We start from the raw sequence: 14,520 nt of genomic DNA on the forward strand, positions 1-14,520 counted from the left end.
CAAGTGGAGGCACGCTCATGAACATCTTCGGCGGCTTGTTGTTCCTGCAGGGCCACGTGGCCAGCGCCGAGCTGGCACGCCAACTGGCCAGCCCGTCCCCGCCGCCGCCGCCCAGCAGCACCCCCGGTAGTGCCGGCCGCTGGCCGGCAACCTCGCCGACCGTGCATCCCACAACTGCCGGTCAACGGCCGGCGCGCCCCTAACGCTGCAGCGCTTCCTGCACCGCTGCAGCCACGTCGGTGTTGTCGATGCAACTGCCGTCGTTCCAGCGCACGTGCTGACGGTAGCCGGCATCAACGCCCCGCACGCGCTTGCCCAGCAGCTCCGCGCCGGCGCCCTTGGCCCACAGCGGTACCAGCGCGTTGGAATGGTTGCCGGTGGGACGGAAGCTCATCCCCGGCATGCGTCCACGTCCGTTGTTGCGCACGGGCTCGAAGGCAACGTTCTGTGCATCCGGGCCCATCGGCATGCTGTTGTCGTGATCGGTGGTGACGATCAACAGGTTGCGCTCCCAGCCACCGTTGCGCTCGATCCAGTCGACCACCGCCGTTACCGCGTCATTGAATTCCACGGTCTCTTCGATCAACCGGCCATACTGCGGCTGATCGCTGCACTGGCCGTAATGCCATTCGGTGCCGCAGGCACTGGTATGCGCCGCCCAGTCGGTGGCGCCGCCTTCCACCATCAGGAACAGCCCCTTGGACGAGCGCTGCTGCAGGAACTGCAGCGCGCCGCGGGTCATGGTCGCCAGATCGGGCACGCTGTCGATCTTCCTCACTCCCGAAGGCGTGCCTGCATCCTTGCCCAGCACCTGCAGCTGGCGCGCCTGCTGCAGTGTGTTGGCCACGCGCGGTACACCGATCAGCGGCCGGTCGGCCGGCAACCGTCCCTGCGCCAGTGCGGCGAACGCTTCCTTGCTGCGGATCAGGCGCCACGGTCCCGCCGGATTGCCGCCGATGGTGCTGCCCGCTTCCAGCTGCTGCCAATCCTGCTGCGACACCCACTCCCATGGATTCGCACAGCCCTCCGCCTTCGCCGCGTCCGTACCTTCATGGCAGGCGCGGCCGTCGACGCTGTAGCCCGGGCCACCCGTGCCCATCACCAGGTCCATGTGGCCCTGCGCCAGCATCTGGTGTGCGATGGCGTGATAGTTGCTGCGCGATTCGTTCTGCGCCGCGAACGCGGCCGGCGTGGCATGCGCGAACGGCACCGAGGTGACCACGCCGGTGGCCATGCCCAGGCGCTTGGCGCGCAGCGTATTGAACTCGACCGGCTGGCCATCGTTGTTGACGTTGATGGCGTTGTTGTAGGTCTTGATGCCCGAGGACAGCGCAGTGCCCGCCGCCGCACTGTCGGTAGCCACCGCGGCCAGGTACTGGTAGCCCGCAAAAGGCAGGTCCAGCGCAGGAACCGGCGCGTCATCCCAGGCCTTGCCCGGGTCGTAGCCAAGCGTCTGCGCGTTGTCACCGGTCGGCTGGCTGCTCGCGTTCAACGGAAAGGTGGTCACCGCCAGGCGCAGTGGGAAATCCGCATAGGGTGCGCCTTCACGGCTGCCGTACTGCCAGTAGGCGGCGGCGTCCCAGGTACCCCAGCCGGCACCGTCGTTGATCATCACGATCACATTGAGCGGACCGGCTTCGGTGCTGGAAACAGCCTCGGCGCGCAGGTTGGGCTGGCAACCGCCAAGTGCGGCCAGCGCGAGCAGCAACGAAGAATGAAGCCAGCGGCGTGGAATGCGTGCAGTCATCGGATGTCCCGTCGGGCCATCGGCGGCCCACAATGGCGATACGTTATATCGTTGCAATATTTCAGCTTCGTGCAGCCGCCGCACACTATCCTCCTGGGTCCCCACTGCCATCGTCGCTTCCATGCCGTCTCCTGCTCCTGCGCGTGCACCGCTGTCGTCCATCACCCTCGATGCGGCAACTTTCGCGGTGATTCATCAGCACAACGCGGATATCGCCAGGCAGCCGGCCTCGCTGACCAAGCTGATGACCGCCTACGCGGCTTACGAATGTGTCGAGGAGCGCGGTCGCTCGTGGGGCGACGAAGTCACCATCGCCGCCGGCGACGTGCATGCGGTCGCCGACGATGAAACGCGCATGGGCCTGGTGCCCGGCGAAACGGTCACGCTCGCGCGCCTGCTGGAAGGGTTGATGATCGTCTCCGGCAATGACGCGGCGCTGGCCATCGCGCGCCACCTGGACGGATCGCAGCCTGCGTTCCTGGAGCGCATGAACCGGCACGCACGCCAGCTCGGCCTGCGCAGCAGCTGGTTCGCCAGCGTCTCCGGCATCACCACGCCGCACCATGCATCCAGCGCGCGCGACATGGCAGTGCTGGCCGCCTGCCTGCTGAATGACCATCCGCAGATACTGGCAATCACCGCGCAGCGCGCGTTCGTGCATGGCAGCTTCAGCCGCAACAACCAGAATGCGCTGCTTGGCGATGATGGCGTGGATGGCTTGAAGACCGGCTACACCCAGGCAGCAGGCTTCTGCCTGGCCGCCACCGCATGCCGGGCAGTGCCCGGGCGGGATCAGCCGGTACGCCTGATCACCGTGGTATTGGGTTCTGAAAGCCGCGACGCGCGCGATGCCCTAGTGCGCGATCAGCTGGCGGCAGGATTCGCCACGCTGGCCAGCAGCACTGCCGGGGCCTGACGCCCGAAGCGGCTCAGCGCCGCTTGACCGTCGCCACGATCAGCCGCTGCAGCTCGGCCTCGGCGTTGGTCTTGTCCAGCGCGCCGGCGGCCACACCCTCGGACAGGGTTTCAGCCGCACCAAGGATCGCCCAGCGTCCTGCCAGCGGCACCGAGCCATCGGTGGCGAACGGACCCAGCCAGGCGTCGCAGTTGTCGATGAAGTCCTGCTGGTAGCGCCGCCGCACCTCGTGCAGTTCCGGCGCGCCCACCAGCGCGGCGAGGATGCCCTGCACTTCACTGCCCTGGCTGAGGATGCAGTCGATGTAGCCGGAGGCGATGGCCGCCGCACGGTCGGCCAGCTGCGCCCGGGCGCGGCCGATACGCTCGTGGAAAACCACCGTCTGGCGCCCGTCATAGTCATCGTAGAGCGCAGCCAGCAGGCCGTTGCGGGTCACGAAGTGATCGTAGGCCACCGGCTTGGTCACGCCCGCCGCCTCGGCCAGCCGTCCCAGCGTCAACGCGTCGGTGCCTTCTTCGCCAACCAGCGCCCAGGCCACATCCAGCAACTGGCGGGCGCGTTGCTCGCGGGTCAATCGGCGGCGCGTGGGAGCGGCGTTGGCAGGCATCGGCGGAACACGGCGATCAGCGCATCGGAGTGCCTATTTTACGGCCGATCGCCAGCGCGGTCTGCAGATGCGTTCCGGCCGCACCGGTATCGGCATCCAGCAGCAGATCGGACGTCAGCACGCGGGCGCCACAGTAGTCGAAGATGCCCATGTCGATCTGCGTCTTCATCGCCGCGTCGTAGCCGCGTCGTTCGACCATCGCTGCATCGGCACCGCCCAGCCCCACCAGATGCACGTTCAGGCGCTGCAGCTTCTTCACCAGCCTGCCCTGCGCATCCTGTGCGTAGGCCCATTCGTTGGTGAAGACACGGTCGATCCAGCCCTTCAGCAGTGCCGGGAACGACCACCAGTACAACGGGAAGACCAGCACCAGCGTATCGGTGGCCTCCAGCCGTGCGTGCTCGGCGGCGATGTCGGCCGGTACCGCGCCAGTGCTGCGGAACAAGGCCTGGTCCTGGGCGTTGAAGCGCGGATCGAAGCCTTCGGCCATCAGATCGGCGTAGGCCACGGTGTTGCGGGCGTCGGCGGCAGTGATGGCATCGCCGATGCGATGCGCCATCGCATGGGTCAGCGAACCGGGTTCAGGGTGGGCGATGACAATGAGGCTGTGCATGGGGGTCTCCAGGAATCAATACCTACCAATAGTAAGTAGTGATTTCCAGGATACCAGCGCCATCGATGGGACGCTGTTTTCGCATCCACCGTATAGTGCGGCGGTGCCCCGTGAGACACCCGAACATGGATCGACGCCTGCCCCTGACGATGCTGATGCTGCTGTCGCTGTTGCTGTTGCTGCCATCCGCCTTCGCAGGTGAACTCAGTCCCAGTGATGCGAAGGCTCTGCGCGAAGATGTGCGCGCCATGATGGCTGCATACGCCCGCGGCGATGCGGACTTCCTCATCGAACGCACCCATCCCAGCCTCAAGCGACTGGCCGGCGGCGATGACGCCTTCCAGGCGATCACCCGTGATGCGTTGAAGAAGCAGCACAACGCCGGTGTAGTGATCATCAGCGAAGATGTAGGTGTGCCGACCCGGACCTATGCTGCCGGAGAGGAAGAAGTCTGCTTCGTGCCACGCCAATCCCTGATACGGGTGCGTGAAACCCCAATGCGCAGCACCACGTTCATGGTGGCCGTGCGCCGCGTTGGTGGTTCCGGCTGGACGTATCTGGATGGCACCGGGCTGCAGGGCAATCCAAACCTGCTTCGCCAACTGCTGCCAGCGCTGGAACCCGACGTGACCTTACCCAAGCGGGAGATCGAGGCGCTGTAGTCGCCGGCCCCTCCCGCCTTGCACGGCGTGGATCTAGCGGAACAGCGCGTTCAAGGCAGCCCCGGAGGCCGCCTGCTGCAGCCCATCGAAGCGTCCGTCCTGCACGATCGGCTGGGTCGCCTGCATCAGCCCGCCCCACGCGGCACGGGCGAGTGCGCCGCCCAGACTCACCCGCCGAATGCCGAGCGCGGCAATGTCCTGCAGGCGCAGCGGTGTCGGTACACCGACCAGCAGGTTCACCGGCTTCGACCCGGCAGCGGCGACCACCGCGCTGATCTGCTCGCGCGTGCTGATGCCAGGTGCATACAGCACGTCTGCACCGGCCTCTGCGTAGGCACGCAGGCGCTGCAGGGTGTCCTGCAGATCCGGCACGCCAACGAAGAAGTTCTCGGCGCGGCCGACCAGCAGCACGTCGCCACCCGCGCGGTCGATGGCTGCACGGGCAGCGCGCAGGCGCTCGACCGCCTGGTCGACCGGACGCAGCGGTGCATCGGCGACGCCGCTGGCATCCTCGATCGACAACGCCGCGATGCCGGTGTCGATCGCTGCAGCCACCGCCTCCTCCACCGCCTGCGGCGTGGCGCCGAAGCCATCACCGAAGTCGGCATTCAACGGCAACGGGGTCGCCGCCGTCATCAGGCGCAGATGCGCCAGCGTGGCCGGCAGCGATACCGCGCCGTCCGGCCGGCCCTCGCTCCAGGCACAGCCGGCACTGGTGGTGGCCAACGCCAGGAAGCCCTGCCGCTGCAGGTAGCGCGCACTGCCCACGTCCCACGGGTTGGGCAGCACGAAGCAACCTTGCGCATGCAGCTGGCGGAAGGCCGCGCGCTTGCGCGGGGTGTCGGCATCGAGCGAGGTCATGGCGGGCTCCGGGGGCGGCAGACCTGCACCCTAGCCCGCCCAGAGGCCACGCTCAACGACGACGGAGCGAACCCGGTGATGCCCCCTGCTTATTGGACGCTGTGGATGCGGGTGCCCGAGCGTGCTTGCCTGCCCACACGATGCCGCCACGGAGCCCTTCATGCACCCGGACCCGCAGACCCTCACCGACGCCGGCGATGATGACGCCCACTGGGCCGACCTGCTTTCGCCGGCACGGCGCCGCCTGATCGCTTCGGCGGGTCTGGCCGCTGGCGGCCTGGCCAGTGCCTCGACCGCCGCCGCAGCACCGCGCGGCAACGACGCGGTGAACACCACCGAGCCTGGCCGCCCCGGCTTCCGTGCCATCGTGCCGCCAGCACCGGAAGGGCACAGCCCCTGGGGCCAGGCCACGGCCAGCGAACCGCCCCCGCGCCCGGCCAGCGTGCGTCCCGGCGAGGCCACCCTGCCCGTGACCCCACGCGCCTACACCGACATCAAGAGCTATCACGCGCACATCTACTTCGACGAGGACAGCTTCGAGAAGGCTGCGCTGCTGCGGCGCTGGACGGCCGAGCGCTTCCCGGTGGAGCTGGGCAACTGGAACCTGGAACCACGCGGGCCGCACGTCACCCCGTCGTTCTACTTCGGCTTCACCAACGACCTGCTGCCGGTGCTGGTGCCCTGGCTGCAGCTCAACAGCCTGGGCCTGACCATCCTGATCCACCCCAATACCGGTGATGGCCGCGCCGACCACCTGTATTACGCGTTGTGGGTAAACCGCGCGCAGCCGGTGAATGCCTACAACTGGCCGGCACCGAAGCCTGGAGAACGGGAACCGCTGGAAGAGGTGTTCCCGAACGTGGTGCCGACGGTGCCGCTGGAGACGTGAGCGGGGGCGTGGCGGGGGGCAGTGGGTGGCGTGCGGCGCACCTTGGGCTGCCCCTCGGTGGGTGCGTAGCGTGCTGCGTACCGAACGTCCTCCATCCACGCATCGCGTGGATCTATTGAATGGTGGCCTCATCCGCGCGTGGCGTGGATCTACTGCAGCACCACCCATGACAGCATCAGCCCTGCCCATGCCTGCCGCCATCGTCGGCCTACGTGCATGCATCCCCGGTCTGCGAGCCATTCAGCGCGCCTTGATCCAGCGCCCGCCATACGGCCACAAGCGCTCCGGCAGATTTCAAACGTTCGATTGAAACGCTGCAAACTTCGCCGAACTGGACAGCATCCGCCGGTTCCGCCAGACTGCCGCCCTTTCCCGTCTTCCGGATCCCATGGCGAAGCTGCTGGTCCTGCACGGCCCCAACCTCAACCTGCTCGGCACACGCGAGCCGGAGGTCTACGGCCACACCACGCTGGCCGACATCGACCAGGCCCTGGCCAGCCAGGCATCGGCCGCCGGGCACGCGGTGGAGAGCCTGCAGTCCAATGCCGAGCACGTGCTGGTGGACCGCGTGCAGGCCGCGCGCGACGACGGAACCGCTTTCATCCTGATCAACCCCGCCGCCTTCACCCACACCTCGGTTGCCCTGCGCGATGCGCTGGCCGCGGTGGCGGTGCCGTTCATCGAGATCCACCTGTCCAACCCGCATACCCGCGAACCGTTCCGCCAGCACAGCTACTTCAGTGACAAGGCGGTGGGCGTGGTGTGCGGCTTCGGTGCCGACAGCTACCGCTACGCGATGGACGCGGCGCTGCTGCGGGTATCCGCCACCTGATTGTCGACCCGGGCGCCCACGGCGCTCTCCTCACCTAGATAGAAACCAAAGAGGCCCTCATGGATCTGCGCAAAATCAAGAAGCTGATCGACCTGCTGGAAGAGTCGAACCTGGCTGAAATCGAAATCAAGGAAGGCGAAGAGTCGGTGCGCCTGTCGCGTGCCCCGGTGGCCGGCTATGCCGCCCCGGTCGCCGCCCCGGTGTACGCCGCTCCGGCCGCCCCGGCACCGCAGGCAATGCCGATGCAGTCGCCGACCGAAGCCTCCACCGGCGGTACCGCCAAGCCGGGCCCGGCACTGCCGGAAGGCCACGTGCTGCGCTCGCCGATGGTCGGCACCTTCTACGCGTCGTCCGCCCCGGACAAGCCGGCCTTCGTCACCGTTGGGCAGCAGGTCAAGGAAGGCGAGACCCTGGCCATCATCGAAGCAATGAAGATGTTCAACCCGATCGAAGCCGACACGTCCGGCACCATCGTCGCCATCCTCGGCGAGAACGGCCAGCCGGTGGAATTCGACCAGCCGCTGTTCGTGATCGGCTGAGGGGCACGCCATGCTCGACAAAGTCGTCATTGCCAACCGAGGGGAGATCGCGCTGCGCATCCTGCGCGCGTGCCACACCCTCGGCATCCGCACGGTGGCCGTGCATTCCACGGTCGACCGCAACCTCAAGCATGTGGCCATGGCCGACGAGTCGGTCTGCATCGGCCCGGCGCCGTCGCCGCAGAGCTACCTCAACATTCCGGCGCTGATCGCCGCCGCTGAAGTCACTGACGCGCAGGCGATCCATCCCGGTTACGGCTTCCTGTCGGAGAACGCCGACTTCGCCGAGCGCGTGGAAGAATCCGGCTTCATCTTCATCGGCCCCAAGGCTGACACCATCCGCATGATGGGCGACAAGGTCGAAGCCATCCGCGCGATGAAGTCGGCCGGCGTGCCGTGTGTGCCCGGTTCGGGCGGCCCGCTGGGCGATGACATCGTCGCCAACACCAAGATCGCCCGTGAGATCGGCTACCCGGTCATCATCAAGGCGGCCGGTGGCGGTGGCGGTCGCGGCATGCGCGTGGTGCATGCCGAGGCCTCGTTGAAGACCTCGATCGAAACCACCAAGAGCGAGGCCAAGGCCGCGTTCGGCAATGGCGAGGTCTACATGGAGAAGTTCCTGGAGAACCCGCGCCACGTGGAAATCCAGGTGCTGGCCGACGGCCAGGGCAACGCCATCCACCTGGGTGAGCGCGACTGCTCGATGCAGCGCCGCCACCAGAAGGTGGTGGAAGAAGCACCGGCACCGGGCATCACCGCCGAACAGCGCGAGCAGATCGGCAAGGTCTGCACCGAAGCCTGCGTGCGCATCGGCTACCGCGGCGCCGGCACCTTCGAGTTCCTGTACGAAGACGGCCGCTTCTACTTCATCGAGATGAACACCCGCATCCAGGTGGAACATCCGGTCACCGAAATGGTCACCGGCATCGACCTGGTGGCCGAGCAGCTGAAGATCGCCGCCGGCCAGAAGCTGTCGATCAAGCAGAGCGACGTGGTGCTGACCGGCCACGCGATCGAGTGCCGCATCAACGCCGAAGACGCCGAGACCTTCGTGCCGAGCCCGGGCACCATCACCGGCTTCCATCCGCCGGGTGGCCCCGGCGTGCGCGTGGATACCCACATCTACAGTGGCTACCGCGTGCCGTCGAACTACGACTCGATGATCGGCAAGCTGATCGTGCACGGCCCGGACCGCGAAACCGCCATCGCCCGCATGCGGGTGGCGCTGAGCGAGATGGTGGTCGACGGCATCAAGACCAACATCGCCCTGCAGCAGCGGATCATGCGCGACAAGGGCTTCCAGGCCGGTGGCCAGAACATCCACTACCTGGAAAAGCGTCTTGCCGAGCGCAAGAACAAGCCGATCGCACTGACCTGATCGGCAGCAGGTACTGGACATGAAAAGGGCGGGGATATCCCCGCCCTTTTTCCATTGCCGTAGAGCCGAGCGTGGGCTCGGCTCTACGGCAGATGCATCAGCGCTTGTCGGCAGCTTCGGCCGGGATCTGCGAATTCGCCAGCGGGCGTACACCATTGGGCGAGCTCGGGTCGACGATCACCATCGTCTCGGTGGACCCATCGGGCCACACCACCTGGAAGGTACTGCCTGCCGGCAACGAAGCGAACGGCATGCCGCTCTGCGCGCGATAGACCGCAGCGACCTGGCTGGCACCCACGCGGCGCACATCTTCCTGCGCCTTCACCGTGGTCAGTTCCACTTTCGACAGATGCCGGTAACGATCTTCATAGGTGTCGATCATCAACAGCCCGACCGCGCCGGCCGAATAGGCCACGAACAGCGCCACCCAGAACCAGAACTTGGCCCCATGCAGGAATCGACGGTAGTTCATTGCCCGCCCCTCTTGCCAACCAATCGCTTGATCCACTGCTTCATTTTCCCCGCACCTTGCCGCGAAACCGCAGCGTCATACACGAAATCCCGGAAATCCTGCGTCCCATCCTGCGAACAGATCCCTCCATTCGCACAAAAACTGTTGACCAGCACGCTGTCGGCACCACACGGTAGACCGAGCTCGCAGGCCGCAACCCGCCACGCCAGTTCACTGAGCTGTTCACCCGCCACCAGGCCAGTGAGCGCCTGGTCGCCCGCCGCGCGCACGCCCATGCCCGGTGCAATGGCCATGAAGGCCTCCGGATCGCGCGATGTGCGCACCCGCTCGACCAGGTCACGGCGGTACTCGGGGCTGTCATTCAGCGGCTCGCCTTCGGCAAACAGCGATGCTTCCGCTGCGAGGTTGCCCTGCGTGGCCGCCTTGCGGCGCTCGGCCAGCACCAGCGCGGACCCCAGCTTGTCGCCCGGCACGAAGCCGCCACAACGCTGCGCCACGCGCTCGCGCGCCTGCACCATCGCCGGTGCAGCGGTCAGGCCCAGCCCGGCCAGCACATTGTTGTCCAACCGATAACCGCCCGGATCGATGGCGTACTGCGCGCAGTAGTCGTAGACCCGGCTGAGCATCCAGCGCGCCTCGTGATTGCCGTCGTCGGCCTGCACGCGCAGGCGCTGCGCGTAGGCGTACAGATCGGTGGCATCCTCAATGTCCGCGCGCAGGTCCAGCGGCAGGCCCGAAGGCAGCGCGTTGCCGCGCTCGAACGCCGCTAGGCGACGCGCCAACGCTTCCGGCACGACCGGCAGGGGCGCCGCATCGTCCGACGCAACCTGCGCCGTCGGCAGTTCGCCTGCGGTCACCGGTACCGATCCGGCATGGCCGCTGGCCCGATACCCGGCCACGCCCAGCACGGCCACCGCCGGCAGTACGAGCAACCAGGTTTTCAGGGTCGGAGCAAAGGCCATTGGCGGCAGTGAACGTTCATGGCGCACAGGAAAGCACCAAGTTTAGCAAGGCCCGCCAGGCCTGTCTGAATCGGTTCCATTCATCTCCGAGCGGCATCTCAGGCAATACGGAGACGCTCCGATGGTCTAGCATGGCCCCCTTTCCCGCGATTGCCCCCACCGCCATGCCGTTCCTGGAACTGACCCTGCGTTGCACCGAAGCTACCCAGCCCCGCTATGAGAATGCGCTGGAGGATGTCGGCGCACTGGCCGTCACGCTGCTTGATGCCGAGGCCGATACCAGCAACGAACAGGCCATTCTCGAGCCGGGCGTGGGCGAGACCCCGCTATGGGACACCCTGGTGCTGAGCGCGCTGTTTCCCGCCGACAGCAACGCATTGCTGCTGCTGGCCGCGCTGGAGGCGTTCGACCCGGAACTGGACTGGAGCAGCGGCAGTTTCCGCGCGGTCGAGGACGAGGACTGGGAACGCGCCTGGCTGGACCAGTTCCAGCCGATGGCTTTCGGCAGCCGCACCTGGATCGTGCCGTGGAACCATGAACTGCCGGAGGCCGCACAGGCTGCCGACGCCGCCGTGGTGCGGCTGGACCCGGGCCTGGCGTTCGGCTCGGGCACCCACCCGACCACCGCGCTCTGCCTGCGCTGGCTGGACCAGCTGGCCGTGGATGGCCTGCTGCAGGGCCAGCGCGTGCTCGACTTCGGCTGCGGCTCCGGCATCCTTGCGCTTGCCGCGCTGAAGCTGGGCGCCGCTGAGGCCATCGGCGTGGACAACGATCCGCAGGCCCTGGTCGCCACCGCCGACAATGCCGAGCGCAACGGCGAACAGGCGCGCATGCACGTGTACCTGCCGCCGGACGAACCGGTCGCCACCTACCCGATCGTGGTCGCCAACATCCTCGCCTCGGCACTGGACGCGTTGGCCGAGCTGCTGGCCGCGCGCGTGGCTGCCGGCGGCCGTATTGCCCTGTCCGGCATCCTGCACGGCCAGGAAGGTGAACTGCTGCAGCGCTATGCGGAATGGTTCGACGACCTGCAGGCGACCCAGGATGGCGACTGGATGCGCATCACCGGCGTGCGCCGCGCCTGATCGTGGTTGAATGACTGCTGGATCCGAGCCCGCACCCTGAGCATGTCCGAGCCGAACCCACCGCGACGCCCTCTGGCAACCTTCCTGCGCACCGCCCCGGAAGGTTTGCCCGTGCCTGCGACCGATGCGCGCACGCAGGAACCGGAAGAACACGCGTCGCCTGCCATGCAGGTGCCAGCCGGGCCCGCCGAAGCGGCGCATGTGGCGGCGGAGATGCAGCACGACGATGCGCCTGTCATCGTTGATGACATTGCGGCCATCGCGTCGGCACCGGTTGCAGTGCCGGCGACGACGGCCGCCGTTGACGCGCCGAGTTTCCTTGGCAGTGCGCGCCCCCGCAGCCTGCCGGCACCGCGCTGGCACTGGCTGCTGGTTACAGGGCTGGCGCTCCTGCTGGTGCTGCAGAGCGTGCTGGCCGACCGTGCGCGGCTGGCCGCCGACGCCGGCAACCGTGCTTGGCTGGGCACGCTCTGCGGCCTCCTGCGCTGCAGTCTGCCGGCCTGGCATGAACCCACCGCCTTCACCATGACCAGCCGCGAGATCCGGCCGCTGCCCGGGCAGGCCGGCGTGCTGCAGGTGCAGGCCAGCATCCGCAACGACGCACGCTGGGCACAGGCCTGGCCGGACCTGCGCCTGTCACTGTCCGATGCTGATGGCCGGGTCATCGGCAGCGGTGTGTTCACGCCTGCGCAGTACCTTGGCGAGAACCCCGGCGCGGCCCTGCTGGAACCGGGTCAGAGCGCGCGCGTCGCCTTCCGTGTGCAGGAGCCCGCCGCATCCACCGTCGCATTCACCTTCGACTTCCTCTGAACGTGAAAAGGCGACCGGCCGTGGCAGGCCGGGCACGCTCGCGCTAGACTGGCCGCCACCACCTCGTCCGGCCGCGCGCACCGCGCGCACGGGCCCACCGAATCGGGAACCCCCTTGAACGCTGTCCTCTCTCGTCCTGACAACAGTCGTGGCGCTCCCCGGCCACCGCTGCGTGAACATGTCGCCCAATCCGTGCGCCGTTACCTGCGTGACCTCGATGGCTGCGACGCGGACGATGTCTACGAGATCGTGCTGCGCGAGATGGAGATCCCGCTGTTCGTGGAAGTGCTCAACCACTGCGAAGGCAACCAGAGCCGCGCCGCCGCGATGCTGGGCATCCACCGTGCCACCCTGCGCAAGAAGCTGAAGGAATACGGCATCAGCGCGTAAACGCGCGCAGGTAGTGCCGGCCGCTGGCCGGCAACCCCACGAACGATGGCAGGATGTTGCAGTTGCCGGCCAGCGGCCGGCACTACCGGTAGAACCGCGCCATGCGTGGATGGAAGCCGGCAGAATCAACCGCCGCCGCCCGCCTTCCAGTAATACCGCACCACGTGGAAGAACACCGGCGCGGCGAAGCACACCGAATCCAGCCGGTCGAGCATGCCGCCATGGCCCTCGATCATGTGGCCCCAGTCCTTGATGCCCCGGTCACGCTTGATCGCCGACATCACCAGGCCGCCCCAGAACCCCATCAGGTTGATCAGCAGCGACAGGCCGAACGCCTGCAGCGGCGTGAACGGGGTGATCCACCACAGCGCCGCGCCCAGTGCGCTGGCACTCAGCACGCCGCCGGCGAAGCCCTCCACCGTCTTCGACGGCGACAGCTTCGGCGCGATCAGGTGCTTGCCCAACAACTTGCCCCAGATGTACTGCAGCACGTCCGAGGACTGCACCACGATCACCAGGAAAGCAAACAGCAGCACGTTGCGCGAGGGGTCATGGCCCGGCACGTGCAGATTCAGCAGCAGCGGCACGTGCGAGATGCAGAACACGCAGATCATCAGCCCCCACTGCACCTTCGCCGTGCGTTCCAGGTAGTGCGTGGTATCGCCGCCGATGGTCGACAGGATCGGCAGGAACAGGAACGCATAGACCGGAATCAGCAGCGTGTACATGCCGTACCAGTCGATCCACACCAGGTAGTAGTGCCACGGCAGCACGATGTAGAACGCGGCCAGCAGCGCGTAGTAATCGCCTGAGCGGGTCGGCGCCAGGGTGATGAACTCGCGCAGTGCGAACAGCGAGATGATCGCGAACAGCACGATCACCCCGGCGCGGCCGAAGAACAGCGCCAGCCCGACCACGATCGCCATTACCCACCACGCGCGGATGCGCGACACCAGGTTGGCGATGACCGCGCTGGGCCGGCCGCGCTGGCGCCATCGCAGCGTTTCGGCCACCAGCGTGGCCAGTACCAGCACCGCACCGACGCCAGCGAACAGCAGGCCGGTCTGCTGGCCCACGCTCTGCGCTGCCAGGTCGCCGGACACATCGATCAGGAAACTCATGCGCGCCCCCCGTTCGGCGCCAGGTCCAGCAGCGCCTGCCGGCTGCGGGCCAGGAAGGCCGCCTTGTCCTCGTCGGCCTGCAGCCGCAGCGGCGTACCGAAGGTGGCCGTGCACAGCAGCGGCAGCGGCAGGAACCGGCCCTTGGGCATCACCCGCTTCAGGTTGTCGATCCACACCGGCACGAATTCCAGCTCCGGCCGTTGCCGTGCCAGGTGATAGATGCCGCTCTTGAACGGCAGCAGCGGCTCATCGCCCACGTTGCGGGTACCTTCCGGAAACAGGATCAGCGAGCAGTCTTCGTCCACCGCGTCACGCAGGGCCTGCAGCGGATCCTGCTGGCGATGGCCGGCCTCGCGCTCGACCAGCACGCCGTTGAACACCGCATCGATCAGGTAGCGACGCAGGCCGTCGCGCTGCCAGTATTCGGCCGCGGCAACTGGCCGCACCTGGCGCCGCAACGCAGGCGGCATCGACGACCAGATCAGCACGAAGTCGCCATGGCTGGCGTGGTTGCCGTAGTACACGCGGCGCTCGCTGGACGGCGCGCAACCGATCCACAGCGCGCGGGCGCCGGTCACTACATGGATCGCACCACTGCAGGCGCGGGCAATCAGTTCGGTGAACATTGGTCCCTCC

At 67.3% G+C, this 14,520-nt stretch carries 18 protein-coding genes; 10 read left to right on the top strand and 8 right to left on the bottom strand.

From position 1 onward, the window contains the following. Window positions 1-17: 17 nt before the first annotated feature. Window positions 18-203, top strand: coding sequence for a hypothetical protein (locus CKW06_RS20955; protein ID WP_024958367.1), 186 nt, complete (start codon window positions 18-20; stop codon window positions 201-203). Here CKW06_RS20955 and CKW06_RS20960 read toward each other — a convergent pair. Next, on the bottom strand, window positions 200-1,747 hold the full coding sequence (locus CKW06_RS20960; RefSeq protein ID WP_024958368.1) for an alkaline phosphatase: 1,548 nt from the start codon (window positions 1,745-1,747) through the stop codon (window positions 200-202). The genes CKW06_RS20955 and CKW06_RS20960 overlap by 4 nt on opposite strands. Window positions 1,748-1,868: 121 nt before the next feature. On the opposite strand from CKW06_RS20960, the gene CKW06_RS20965 reads away from it, so the two are divergent. Further along, complete coding sequence (locus tag CKW06_RS20965) at window positions 1,869-2,663, top strand: D-alanyl-D-alanine carboxypeptidase family protein (RefSeq protein WP_024958369.1); 795 nt, start codon at window positions 1,869-1,871, stop codon at window positions 2,661-2,663. 13 nt (window positions 2,664-2,676) lie between these two features. Here the strand turns inward: CKW06_RS20965 and CKW06_RS20970 are convergent, their stop codons facing one another. Both CKW06_RS20970 and CKW06_RS20975 read right to left on the bottom strand, forming a co-directional pair. Beyond that, on the bottom strand, window positions 2,677-3,270 hold the full coding sequence (locus tag CKW06_RS20970) for a TetR/AcrR family transcriptional regulator (protein WP_024958370.1): 594 nt from the start codon (window positions 3,268-3,270) through the stop codon (window positions 2,677-2,679). Window positions 3,271-3,286: 16 nt separating this feature from the next. After that, window positions 3,287-3,883 (bottom strand): NAD(P)H-dependent oxidoreductase, encoded by a 597-nt coding sequence (locus tag CKW06_RS20975; RefSeq protein WP_024958371.1) that lies wholly within the window; start codon window positions 3,881-3,883, stop codon window positions 3,287-3,289. A gap of 125 nt (window positions 3,884-4,008) precedes the next feature. Here CKW06_RS20975 and CKW06_RS20980 point away from each other — a divergent pair, with 125 nt between their 5' ends. Beyond that, a complete protein-coding gene (locus CKW06_RS20980) occupies window positions 4,009-4,545 on the top strand; it encodes a hypothetical protein (RefSeq protein ID WP_005414649.1) in 537 nt (178 codons plus the stop codon). Between the two features lie 33 nt (window positions 4,546-4,578). Here the strand turns inward: CKW06_RS20980 and CKW06_RS20985 are convergent, their stop codons facing one another. After that, on the bottom strand, window positions 4,579-5,406 hold the full coding sequence (locus tag CKW06_RS20985) for an isocitrate lyase/PEP mutase family protein (protein ID WP_024958372.1): 828 nt from the start codon (window positions 5,404-5,406) through the stop codon (window positions 4,579-4,581). Window positions 5,407-5,566: 160 nt separating this feature from the next. Here CKW06_RS20985 and CKW06_RS20990 point away from each other — a divergent pair, with 160 nt between their 5' ends. The 4 genes from CKW06_RS20990 (at window position 5,567) to accC (ending at window position 9,044) form a co-directional block, all read left to right on the top strand. Further along, window positions 5,567-6,295 (top strand): DOPA 4,5-dioxygenase family protein, encoded by a 729-nt coding sequence (locus CKW06_RS20990; RefSeq protein WP_024958373.1) that lies wholly within the window; start codon window positions 5,567-5,569, stop codon window positions 6,293-6,295. Window positions 6,296-6,683: 388 nt separating this feature from the next. Then, window positions 6,684-7,127: a type II 3-dehydroquinate dehydratase gene (gene aroQ, locus CKW06_RS20995; protein WP_005411251.1), complete on the top strand. Its 444-nt coding sequence runs from the start codon at window positions 6,684-6,686 to the stop codon at window positions 7,125-7,127. 59 nt (window positions 7,128-7,186) lie between these two features. Next, window positions 7,187-7,666, top strand: coding sequence for an acetyl-CoA carboxylase biotin carboxyl carrier protein (gene accB / locus CKW06_RS21000; RefSeq protein WP_005411252.1), 480 nt, complete (start codon window positions 7,187-7,189; stop codon window positions 7,664-7,666). Window positions 7,667-7,676: 10 nt separating this feature from the next. After that, the gene (gene accC, locus CKW06_RS21005) at window positions 7,677-9,044 is read left to right on the top strand and encodes an acetyl-CoA carboxylase biotin carboxylase subunit (RefSeq protein WP_005411253.1); all 1,368 of its coding nucleotides are present in this window, start codon (window positions 7,677-7,679) and stop codon (window positions 9,042-9,044) included. Between the two features lie 97 nt (window positions 9,045-9,141). On the opposite strand, the gene CKW06_RS21010 is transcribed toward accC, so the two are convergent. Together CKW06_RS21010 and CKW06_RS21015 are read right to left on the bottom strand one after the other, a co-directional pair. Further along, a complete protein-coding gene (locus CKW06_RS21010; RefSeq protein ID WP_005411254.1) occupies window positions 9,142-9,516 on the bottom strand; it encodes a hypothetical protein in 375 nt (124 codons plus the stop codon). Next, on the bottom strand, window positions 9,513-10,478 hold the full coding sequence (locus tag CKW06_RS21015; protein ID WP_024958374.1) for a hypothetical protein: 966 nt from the start codon (window positions 10,476-10,478) through the stop codon (window positions 9,513-9,515). Before CKW06_RS21015 ends, CKW06_RS21010 begins: the two co-directional genes overlap by 4 nt. Window positions 10,479-10,642: 164 nt before the next feature. Here CKW06_RS21015 and prmA point away from each other — a divergent pair, with 164 nt between their 5' ends. The 3 genes from prmA (at window position 10,643) to fis (ending at window position 12,763) form a co-directional block, all read left to right on the top strand. Continuing rightward, on the top strand, window positions 10,643-11,563 hold the full coding sequence (gene prmA, locus CKW06_RS21020; protein WP_012481409.1) for a 50S ribosomal protein L11 methyltransferase: 921 nt from the start codon (window positions 10,643-10,645) through the stop codon (window positions 11,561-11,563). Window positions 11,564-11,605: 42 nt separating this feature from the next. Then, window positions 11,606-12,373, top strand: a complete 768-nt coding sequence (locus CKW06_RS21025; protein WP_024958375.1) for a DUF3426 domain-containing protein — start codon at window positions 11,606-11,608, stop codon at window positions 12,371-12,373. Between the two features lie 114 nt (window positions 12,374-12,487). Beyond that, window positions 12,488-12,763 carry a DNA-binding transcriptional regulator Fis gene (gene fis, locus CKW06_RS21030; protein WP_005419706.1) on the top strand — a complete coding sequence of 92 codons (276 nt, stop codon included), beginning with the start codon at window positions 12,488-12,490 and terminating at the stop codon, window positions 12,761-12,763. A gap of 125 nt (window positions 12,764-12,888) precedes the next feature. On the opposite strand, the gene CKW06_RS21035 is transcribed toward fis, so the two are convergent. Both CKW06_RS21035 and CKW06_RS21040 read right to left on the bottom strand, forming a co-directional pair. Further along, on the bottom strand, window positions 12,889-13,884 hold the full coding sequence (locus CKW06_RS21035; RefSeq protein WP_024958376.1) for a phosphatidate cytidylyltransferase: 996 nt from the start codon (window positions 13,882-13,884) through the stop codon (window positions 12,889-12,891). Continuing rightward, a complete protein-coding gene (locus CKW06_RS21040) occupies window positions 13,881-14,510 on the bottom strand; it encodes a lysophospholipid acyltransferase family protein (RefSeq protein ID WP_038646354.1) in 630 nt (209 codons plus the stop codon). The genes CKW06_RS21035 and CKW06_RS21040 overlap by 4 nt, the downstream gene beginning before the upstream one ends. Between the last annotated feature and the right edge of the window lie 10 nt (window positions 14,511-14,520).

It is taken from the genome of Stenotrophomonas maltophilia (assembly GCF_900186865.1).
Taxonomy (GTDB): Bacteria; Pseudomonadota; Gammaproteobacteria; order Xanthomonadales; family Xanthomonadaceae; genus Stenotrophomonas; species Stenotrophomonas maltophilia.